The 9,623-nt window shown below is 66.8% G+C and carries 9 protein-coding genes; all 9 read right to left on the reverse strand.

What is annotated here, in order from left to right; translation table 11 throughout:
• The coding region (locus tag AB4Y86_RS05000) for an ABC transporter ATP-binding protein (protein WP_441400640.1) at window positions 1-522 on the reverse strand (522 nt) is incomplete at its 3' end.
• Window positions 523-587: 65 nt separating this feature from the next.
• Window positions 588-1,784 (reverse strand): substrate-binding domain-containing protein, encoded by a 1,197-nt coding sequence (locus AB4Y86_RS05005; protein ID WP_441400642.1) that lies wholly within the window; start codon window positions 1,782-1,784, stop codon window positions 588-590.
• Window positions 1,785-2,023: 239 nt separating this feature from the next.
• Complete coding sequence (locus AB4Y86_RS05010) at window positions 2,024-2,509, reverse strand: DUF1579 domain-containing protein (protein ID WP_441400644.1); 486 nt, start codon at window positions 2,507-2,509, stop codon at window positions 2,024-2,026.
• A 118-nt stretch (window positions 2,510-2,627) separates the two neighbouring features.
• Window positions 2,628-3,971 (reverse strand): M16 family metallopeptidase, encoded by a 1,344-nt coding sequence (locus AB4Y86_RS05015; protein WP_441400646.1) that lies wholly within the window; start codon window positions 3,969-3,971, stop codon window positions 2,628-2,630.
• 121 nt (window positions 3,972-4,092) lie between these two features.
• Complete coding sequence (locus AB4Y86_RS05020; RefSeq protein WP_441400652.1) at window positions 4,093-6,342, reverse strand: polyribonucleotide nucleotidyltransferase; 2,250 nt, start codon at window positions 6,340-6,342, stop codon at window positions 4,093-4,095.
• A 251-nt stretch (window positions 6,343-6,593) separates the two neighbouring features.
• Entirely contained in the window at window positions 6,594-6,863 is a 270-nt protein-coding gene (gene rpsO, locus AB4Y86_RS05025; RefSeq protein ID WP_138769772.1) for a 30S ribosomal protein S15, read from the reverse strand.
• A gap of 189 nt (window positions 6,864-7,052) precedes the next feature.
• Window positions 7,053-8,342, reverse strand: coding sequence for a kynureninase (locus tag AB4Y86_RS05030; protein WP_441400654.1), 1,290 nt, complete (start codon window positions 8,340-8,342; stop codon window positions 7,053-7,055).
• A gap of 2 nt (window positions 8,343-8,344) precedes the next feature.
• Window positions 8,345-9,199 (reverse strand): tryptophan 2,3-dioxygenase, encoded by an 855-nt coding sequence (kynA, locus tag AB4Y86_RS05035; protein WP_441400648.1) that lies wholly within the window; start codon window positions 9,197-9,199, stop codon window positions 8,345-8,347.
• Window positions 9,200-9,218: 19 nt separating this feature from the next.
• Window positions 9,219-9,623 (reverse strand): riboflavin kinase (locus AB4Y86_RS05040; protein WP_441400650.1); only part of this gene is annotated, 405 nt, incomplete at its 5' end.

Genomic DNA, 9,623 nt, shown 5'->3' on the forward strand with positions numbered 1-9,623 from the left:
CAGTACGACGGCGGGATCTGTCGCCAGCAGCACGGCGATCTCCACCTTGCGCTTTTCGCCGTGCGAGAGGTCGCCCGCCGCCGTCGTGAGCTTGCCGGTGAGCCCGACCTCGGCGATGGTGCCGCGGGCGATCCGGGTGGCCTCGTCCGAGGCGGAGGGGAAACGCAGGATGCTGAAGTTGCTGCCGAGTTTCACCTGGGCGGCGAGCCGGACATTTTCCAGCACGCTGAGCCGGGGAAACAGGTTGGAGGTTTGGAAGGTCCGGCCCAGCCCTGCCCGGGCCCGGCGGTGGATGGGCGCGGCCGTGATGTCCCTGCCGTTCAGCGTGATGCTGCCCGCGCTGGGCCGCATCACGCCGGAAATCAGGTTGAACAAGGTGGTCTTGCCGGCCCCGTTGGGGCCGATCACGCCGATCATTTCGCCGGCGCCGACCGCGAAGCCCACATCCTGGAGGATGCGGGCACCGCCGATCTGCAGACCAAGACCGTCCACCGCAAGGGCAGGCAGGACTGGGTTATTCATTCGGATCCTTCGTTTCTCGCTGGCTGGTCTGGGCTGAAGCGTGCCTGGCGCTGGGGCGCCGGCGGCTACTTCTTTTCCGGCGGGGCGACGGTGTCGCCCGCAACCACCTTCACGAGTTCGGGAACCCAGGTGCCGCCCTTCTGGGTGAGCTTGACCTGGTACATGTCCTGGATCAGGGCGTGGTCGGAGGCGCGGACGGTTTCCTTGCCCTTGGGTCCGTCGAAGCTGAAGCCTTCGAGCGCCTTGACCATGGCGTCGGCGTCGTTTCCGCCGCCCTTGATGGCCTGGACGATCATCTGGCCGGCGACGAAGCCGTCGGGGGTGAACAGGTCTGCCTTCTTGCCGGCCTTCTCGACGTCGGCGATCATCTTCTTCTCGACGTCAGTGCCCGAGGCGCCCGGGAAGTAGTGGTTGAGGAAGCTGATCTTGCTGGTTGCCTCGCCGTAGGCGCCGAAGGTGGAAGCGTCACCCAGTCCGGTGACGATCGGGGCCGCCGCGAAGGCCCCCTGCTGGCTCAGCGCCTGCCACATGGTGCCGGAGGTAGCCCCGGCCCAGGCCACGAAAACCATGTCCGGCTTGGCGTCAATGAGCTGGCGGGCGAAGGGCGTGAGCTCCTGGCCTTCCGGGACGAGAACGGACTCCACGGTGGCGCCCTTCGCGCCGAGGACGGCCTTGACCGCGGCGACGTTGCCTTGGCCGAAGGCGTTGTCCTGCGCGAAGACCACCACCTTCTTGCCCTTGGTGTCGATGAAGCTGCCGGCGGTGGCGACATCCTGGAGGCTCTGCCGGCCGGAGCGGAAGGTGTACTTGTTGATGCCCTGGATCGCGTCTGTCGCGGCGGGGCCGGAAATGTAGAGGACCTTGTTCTGCTGGGCCTGCTCCGCCAGTTTCAGGGCGATGCCGGAAACGACCGTGCCGCCGATCACCTTGTAGCCTTTGCCGATCAGGTCCTTGGCCGCGGTGACGGCCTTGTCCGGGTCGCCGCCGTCGTCGGCGTAGGTCAGGTTGATTTTGGCCCCGTTCACTTCGCCGGTGCCGCCGGTGGCGTAGTCGATGCCGGCCTGGAGGCCCTCGTAGTAGGTGGCGCCGTAGGCTGCCAGCGGTCCGGTCTTGGAGTAGATGATGCCGACGTTGACCGGTTCGGCTGCCTTCGAGGCGCCCCCGGAGGCAGGCGCAGCGGAGCCGGCCGTGGGCGCGCACGCGCTGAGGGCGAGCCCGGTGGCCATCACGGCGGCCATCAGGAACTTCTTTGTATCCTTCACGGGATGCCTTTCGTTGAGAATCTGCGGAGTCTGGGCACGAGATCTGAGTAGAACCTGAAAGGTGATTCAGATTACCGCAAATCTATGATGCAGCTCACAGCGTGTCAACGAAATTCAAGGGGAGGTTTGCAACGAAATGGCAACGTTTACCGTTGGGGTACCGCTCAACCCTCCCTCAGATCAAGAGGGACACGACCCGACCGTCCCTCAGATCAAGAGCGGGAGCGGGAGCGTGAGCGTCAGGCGGGGACGGCCGCGGTCTCGGGGACCCGGCGACAGACGGTGGTCATGAACGGGCTGAACTCGAGAGCACTGCCGAGCCGCAGCCCGGCCGCGTGGGTCAGCCTTCCGCCCTCGACCCGGAGCGTGTGGCGGGCCGCGCCGCGGTCGCTGCGCCGCTCGATGGTCAGGGTGCCGTCGTGCCAGCTCGCCCGGGCCGGCGCTTCCGGGGGCAGGCCCATGCTGTTGACGTGGTACCAGAGCGTGTCGGGATGGGCCCGGTCCATGGTGAAGACGCCGACGCCCTCGGCCTTGGAGCCGTCGGCGTCGAGGTGGCGGTAGCTCATGGTCACGGCAAGGCCGGCCGCGGCACGGGCGAAGACGACTTCAGCCGCGGCGGTCCGGGCCGGACCCCAGGCGGTGGCTTCCCACTGCGTGGTGCCGCTCCAGTGTCCGAGGAACCCTTCGAGTGCTTCGTGCGCGCTGCCGGGCAGCGGTCGGTCCATGCTTCCTCCGAGGGGCCCTCCCGTGTGGCCCCGCCACCATCATCACGCCCGGACCGCGCGGCTGTAAAGCTTCGGCCCCGCCGGATGCTCTTGCCCATGGGCCGCCGGCAGCTCCGGGTCAGAGGCCGAAGGTCTCGGTTTCCTCGAAAGGACCCACCACAGTGACGGTGCGCGGGGCGGCCGCAAGTTCGCGCGCCAGCTCCTGGACATCGGCGGTGGTAACCGCCTTGATCTGCCGCAGCGTCTCGTCGATGTCCTGGTACTCGCCGGAGACCAGCTCTGCCCTGCCCAGCCGGGACATCCGCGAACCGGTGTCTTCCAGCGCCAGGACGATCCCGCCGCTGAGCTGCCCTACGGCTTTGCGCAGTTCCTCCTCGGAGATGCCGCCCTCGGCCAGCTTGTCCAGCTCGGCGCCGAGCAGGTCGAGGACCTGGCGGACCTTGGACGRCGTGCAGCCCGCGTACATGCCGAAGTAGCCGGCGTCCGCGTAGGAGGAGGCGAAGGAGTAGGTCGAGTAGACGAGGCCGCGCTTCTCGCGGACCTCCTGGAACAGCCGGGATGACATGCCGCCGCCGAGGACGGCGTTCAGCACGCTCATCACGAAGCGGCGGTCGTCGGTGGCGACAATCGTGGGGCAGCCCATGATGATGTTGGCCTGCTCCACCGGGCGCTTGACCACGTGCAGGCCGGCCGTGCCGGTGATGGCCGCACGTTCGGTCGAACGGCGCTGGACCGGTGCGGCGTCGTGCTCCAGGTCCCAGCCGGCGGCGTCCAGGGCGCCCACCACGAGGCCGCAGACGACGTCGTGGTCCAGTCCCCCGGCGGCGGTGATGACAAGCTCGTCCGGGCGGTAGTAGCGGCGGTAGTGGTCCCAGACCGAATCGCGGGCCACCGCGCGGATCGCGTCCGGGGTGCCACCGATCGGGCGTCCCAGCGGATGGGTGCCGAGGACGGCCGCGACGAAGTGTTCGTGGGCGACGTCGGTCGGGTCATCGCTGTCCATGGCGATTTCCTCSAGGATGACGTCGCGTTCCTGCTCCATTTCCTGCGGGTCCAGCACGGCGCCGGTGATCATGTCAGCGATCACGTCGATCGCCATCGGCAGGTCCGTGTCCAGCACCCGGGCGAAGTAGCAGGTGCTTTCCTTGGCGGTGGCGGCGTTCGATTCGCCGCCGACCTCGTCGAAGGCGGAGGCGATTTCCAGTGCCGTGCGCCGTTTGGTGCCCTTGAACAGCAGGTGCTCCAGGAAATGGGTGGAACCGTGCTGGCCGGGGGCCTCGTCGCGCGAGCCGACCCCGACCCAGAAGCCGATGGTCGCTGAACGCTGCCCGGGCATGGCCTCGGTCAGCACCCGGACACCGCCGGGCAGCACCGAGCGCCGCACCTCCGAGCCGCCGTCGGCTCCGTGGATGAGGGTGTCAGCGTGCTGGTTCTGCTCAAGCGGCAGGGGGACGACAGTCATTAAGGCCTTTCCATAAACCGTCACAAAAATGTGCCAAATCTGCCTGCAATCCTACCTGCCCTTTAACGGCAGCGGGGCCGGTGGACGAATCCACCGGCCCCGCTGCTTGAGTCAGGAAAGACTACTCTGCGGACTCCATCGAGACCTCGGCGTTGTCCGCTTCAGCGGACCCTGCCTCGTCGGCCACAACGGGCGAGAGGGAGAGCTTTCCGCGGTCGTCGATCTTGGTGATTTCCACCTGGATCTTCTGGCCGACGGAGACGACGTCCTCAACGTTGTCCACGCGCTTGCCGCCGGCGATCTTGCGCAGCTCGGAGATGTGCAACAGACCGTCCTTGCCCGGAGTCAGGGACACGAAGGCACCGAAGGTGGTGGTCTTGACGACCGTACCCAGGTAGCGTTCGCCGATTTCCGGGATCTGCGGGTTGGCGATGGCGTTAATCGCGGACCGTGCTGCGTCGGCAGACGGGCCGTTCGTGGCGCCAATGTAGACGGTGCCGTCGTCCTCGATCGAGATGTCGGCTCCGGTGTCTTCCTGGATCTGGTTGATCATCTTGCCCTTCGGGCCGATGACCTCGCCGATCTTGTCTACCGGGATCTTGACCGCGATGACGCGCGGCGCGAACTCGGAGAGCTCGTCCGGGGTGTCGATCGCGGAGTTCAGCACGTCCAGGATGTGCAGGCGTGCTTCGCGGGCCTGCTTCAGGGCGGCGGCCAGGACCGACGCCGGGATGCCGTCGAGCTTGGTGTCCAGCTGGATGGCCGTGACGAACTCGGAGGTACCGGCAACCTTGAAGTCCATGTCGCCGAAGGCATCTTCGGCGCCCAGGATGTCGGTCAGCGCGGCGTAGCGGGTCTGGCCGTCAACCTGGTCGGAGACCAGGCCCATGGCGATACCGGCAACGGGAGCCTTCAGCGGCACGCCTGCGTTGAGCAGGGACAGCGTGGAGGCACAGACCGAACCCATCGACGTCGAACCGTTGGAGCTGAGGGCTTCAGACACCTGGCGGATCGCGTAGGGGAACTCTTCGCGGGACGGCAGCACCGGCATGATGGCGCGCTCGGCGAGGGCACCGTGGCCGATTTCGCGCCGCTTCGGCGAACCGACACGGCCGGTCTCACCGGTGGAGTACGGCGGGAAGTTGTAGTTGTGCATGTAGCGCTTGCGCGTCACGGGAGACARCGAGTCGATCTGCTGYTCCATCTTGAGCATGTTCAGCGTGGTGACACCCAKGATCTGGGTCTCGCCGCGTTCGAAGATGGCCGAGCCGTGGACGCGGGGCAGGACCTCAACCTCGGCGGTGAGCTGGCGGATGTCCGTCAGGCCACGGCCGTCGATGCGGACCTGGTCCTTGAGGATGCGCTGGCGCACGACCTGCTTGGTGACCGAGCGGAACGCTGCCGACAGTTCCTTTTCGCGGCCCTCGAACTGGCCGGCGAGCGAGGAGGTGACCTCGTCCTTGAGCGCGTCGGAGGCGGTGTCGCGCTCCTGCTTGTCCGCGATCTGGAAGACGGCGGTCAGCTTCTGCGCGGCGGCGGACTCGACGGCGGCGAAGACGTCGTCCTCGTAGTCCAGGAACACCGGGAACTCGACGGTCGGCTTGGCGGCGCGGGCAGCCAGGTCGGCCTGGGCTTCGCAGAGGGCCTTGATGAACGGCTTGGCGGCCTCGAGGCCCTCGGAGACAACCTCTTCGGTCGGGGCGGTGGCGCCCTGTTCCTTGATGAGGTTCCAGGAGTTGTCGGTGGCTTCGGCTTCAACCATCATGATGGCGACGTCGTCACCGGCAACGCGGCCGGCAACGACCATGTTGAAGACGGCGTTCTCAAGCTGCGAGTGCTTCGGGAACGCAACCCACTGCGAGCCGTGCTCGTCGGCGACGAGGGCAACGCGGACGCCGCCGATCGGGCCGGAGAAGGGCAGGCCGGAAAGCTGGGTGGACATCGAGGACGCGTTGATCGCGACGACGTCGTAGAGCTCGTCCGGGTTGATGGAGAGCACGGTGACCACGATCTGGACCTCGTTGCGCAGGCCCTTGACGAACGCGGGGCGCAGCGGGCGGTCCATCAGGCGGCAGGCCAGGATCGCCTCGGTCGAGGGGCGGCCTTCGCGGCGGAAGAACGAGCCCGGGATGCGGCCGGCGGCGTACATGCGCTCTTCGACGTCGACGGTCAGCGGGAAGAAGTCGAAGCCTTCGCGGGGGTGCTTGCCGGCCGTGGTGGCGGACAGCAGCGCGGTCTCTTCGTCGATGTAGACCATGGCTGCGCCGGCTGCCTGCTTGGCAAGACGGCCGGTTTCAAAGCGGATAACCCGCTTGCCGAAGCGGCCATTGTCAATGACGGCTTCTGAGAACTGGATTTCGGGACCCTCCAAGAGAGTCACCTCCGTTTCTTGTTGACGGAGTCCAGCCGCATCAACCCAGGCCAGCATCTGTCGACTGGCCTGCACTACACCCGGTCATCGATCGAGACCCACGGGCCAAGGCTTCAATCCTTGAAGCCGTTCCCGGAGATCACTACCGAGGACCGCGAATGCGCGATGCGGTTGATCCTCCTGTTGAGTTTTTTTGAAGAATTTGCAGAAGGCGGCCCTTCCCGAGGGAAAGGGCCGCCCCCTAAAGCTGACTAGCGGCGCAGGCCGAGGCGCTCGATGAGCGCACGGTAGCGGTTGATGTCAGTGTTCTTGAGGTAGGTGAGCATGCGCTTGCGGCGACCAACCATGGCCAGCAGACCGCGCTGGGTGTGGTAATCGTGCTTGTGCTCCTTCATGTGCTCCGTCAGATCCTTGATCCGCTGGGTCAGGACCGCAACCTGGACCTCCGGCGAACCGGTGTCGCCCTCGGACGTTGCGAAATCCTTCATGATGGACTGCTTTACAGCGGCTTCAAGTGCCACGATAACTCCTAGAGATGTGCCGTGAGGCCCGAGTCAGTAATTCACTGCCGGGGGTGCCGTGCCGGAATCCCGCCAAACGGAGGGTCTTCGTTACACAACAAGAGCCAGCCGCCACGGACTGCAGCCAGATCCAACCTTTAGTTTACTGGCACGCCGTCGAAGTGTCTAAACCGCGGGCGGCAGCCGCCGTTAGGCAGTGCCGGCCACAGGGCCGGGCAGCAGCCCGCGGATCGCCGCGACACCCCGGTACAGCTCGGTGAACGAGGTGCTCAACGGTGAAAGCCCCACTCGGATGCCCTGCGGCGCACGGAAGTCCGGGATCACGTCCTGTTCCCACAGCGCCGCCGTCATTTCGCGGAACGCCGGGTGGTCAACAGTGATGTGGCTGCCGCGCAACTCCGGGTCCCGCGGGGTCCCGAGCCGCACCCCGGACGGTTCCAGCCATGCGTCATGAAGTTCGACGGCGAACGCTGTCAGCAGCCTGGACTTCTCCCGGACCGCGGCCATGCCGATTTCCTCGAGCAGGTCCAACGTGCCGCGCATGGCGAGCATGCCGAAGACGGCCGGGGTGCCGCTGAGGAAACCCCGGATGCCSGCRGCGSCCTCRTAGCCGGGSCCCATTTCRAAGGCGTCCTTGCGCCCCATCCAGCCCCAGATCGGCTGCTGCARMCCGGGCAGGTGCCGGGCATTGACGTATGCGAACGCTGGCGAGCCCGGTCCCCCGTTCAGGTACTTGTAGGTGCAGCCGGCGGCGAAGTCGACGCCGGCTGCGTCCAAGCCGATCTCCACCGAACCGGCGGAGTGGCAGAGGTCCCACACCACCAGGGCACCTGCATCGTGCACGGCGGCGGTGATGCCCGGCAGATCGGCGAGGAATCCGGAGCGGTAGGCGATCTGGCTCAAAACGACGACGGCGGTGGCAGGGCCGGTGGCGGCGCGCACCTGGTCCACGGTCACGCCGGCAGCCGGGTCGGCGTCGATCCAACGCAGCGTGAGGCCTTCTTCGCGGGCGATGCCCTCGACCAGGTAGCGGTCGGTGGGGAAATTGTCGGTGTCCAGCACGATCTCGGTGCGGCCCGGATCCGTGACGGCGGCCAGAGCGGCGCGGATCAGTTTGTAGAGCGCCACAGTGGTGGAGTCCGCGATGATGGTCTGCCCCGGGGCTGCGCCGAGCACGGCCCGGCCCAGCTGGTCGCCGATTACCTGCGGAAGTTCCAGCCATTCCTCGTCCCAGCCGCGGATCAGGCGGCCGCCCCAGCTGTCCTGGATGAACGCGGCGACGTCGGTGGCGGTCCGCTTCAGCGGGCGTCCGAGCGAGTTGCCGTCCAGGTAGGACAGCTCTGTTTCTGTTCCGATGAAATGGTCGCGGTAGGCGGCGAGCGGGTCCGCGGCGTCGAGATCGACGGCGCGCTCCCACAGAGTGTCGCTGGTCGCCGGTGCCGCTGGCACTGCCGTCGTCTGCCCAGCCGCTTGCTCGATGCTCACTGCCCGATCTCCGTGCGGACCGCGAACAGCTCGGGGAAGAAGGTCAGCTCGAGGGCTTTCTGTAGGAAGGCTGCGCCGCTGGATCCGCCGGTCCCGCCCTTCATGCCGATGGTGCGCTGCACAGTGCGCAGGTGCCGGAAGCGCCAGAGCTGGAAGTTGTCCTCCAGGTCCACGAGCTCCTCGCAGGCCTCGTACGCGCCCCAGTTGCTCGCCGCGTTCTCGTAGATCTCCTTGAACACCGGGACCAGGTCCGGGCAGAACACATGCGCCTGGCGGACGTCACGGTTGAGCAGCTCCTCCGGAACCGCGAAGCCCTGGCGCTTGAGGTAGGCGAGGAAATCGTCGTAGATGCTTGGCGCTTCGAGCAGTTCCAGCAGCATCGAGTGGGCTTCGGGGTCCGATTCGAACACGGGCAGCATCTTGCGGTTCTTGTTGCCGAGCAGGAATTCCACGGCCCGGTATTGGCTGGACTGGAATCCGGACGAGTTGCCGAGGAACCCGCGGAACTGGGAGTACTCGGTGGGGGTCAGCGTGGCGAGGACCGACCATTGCTCGGTGAGGGTCTTCTGGATGTGCTTGACCCGGGCGATGGCCTTGAGCGCGGAGCCAAGATCGTCGGTGCGGAGCCAGGCGGCCGCGCTGCGGAGCTCATGCAGCATCAGCTTGAGCCACAGTTCCGTGGTCTGGTGCTGGACGATGAACAGCAGTTCGTCGTGGTGTTCCGGCGTGCTGACGGGCTGCTGGGCGCTGAGCAGCGTCGGCAACTGCAGATACGAGGCGTAGCTCATCCGCGAGCTGAAATCGCGGACAATGTCCTGGTCCAGCTCGCGCGTGTTCTTCTCGATCGTCACGTCTCTTGCCTTCCTGGGGCTAGCGGGCGAACAGTAGGCCGTGGGCCTGGACGACGTCCAGGCGCATCTGCTCGACGAGGGCCTCCGGGCCACGGTACGCGACCATGCCGCGCAACCGGGCCACGAACTCGACCACCACGCTCTGGCCGTAAAGGTCGAAGTCTTCGACGGCCTCGTCCGGGCGGTCGATCACGTGGGCCTCGACCTGCCGGCTGACGCCGTCGAAGGTCGGGTTGGAGCCGACGGAAATGGCCGCGGGCCAGCGGGTGCCAGCCTGGTCCACGAGCCAGCCGGCGTAAATGCCGTCCGCCGGGATGTAGCCGCTGGCGGCGGCGGAAAGGTTGGCAGTAGGGAAACCAAGGTCGCGGCCGCGGGCGGCGCCGTGGACCACCTCGCCGCGCATCCGGTGCGGCCGTCCCAGGAC

The sequence above is a fragment of the Arthrobacter sp. 2YAF22_2 genome, from assembly GCF_052114645.1.
Lineage (GTDB): Bacteria > Actinomycetota > Actinomycetes > Actinomycetales > Micrococcaceae > Arthrobacter.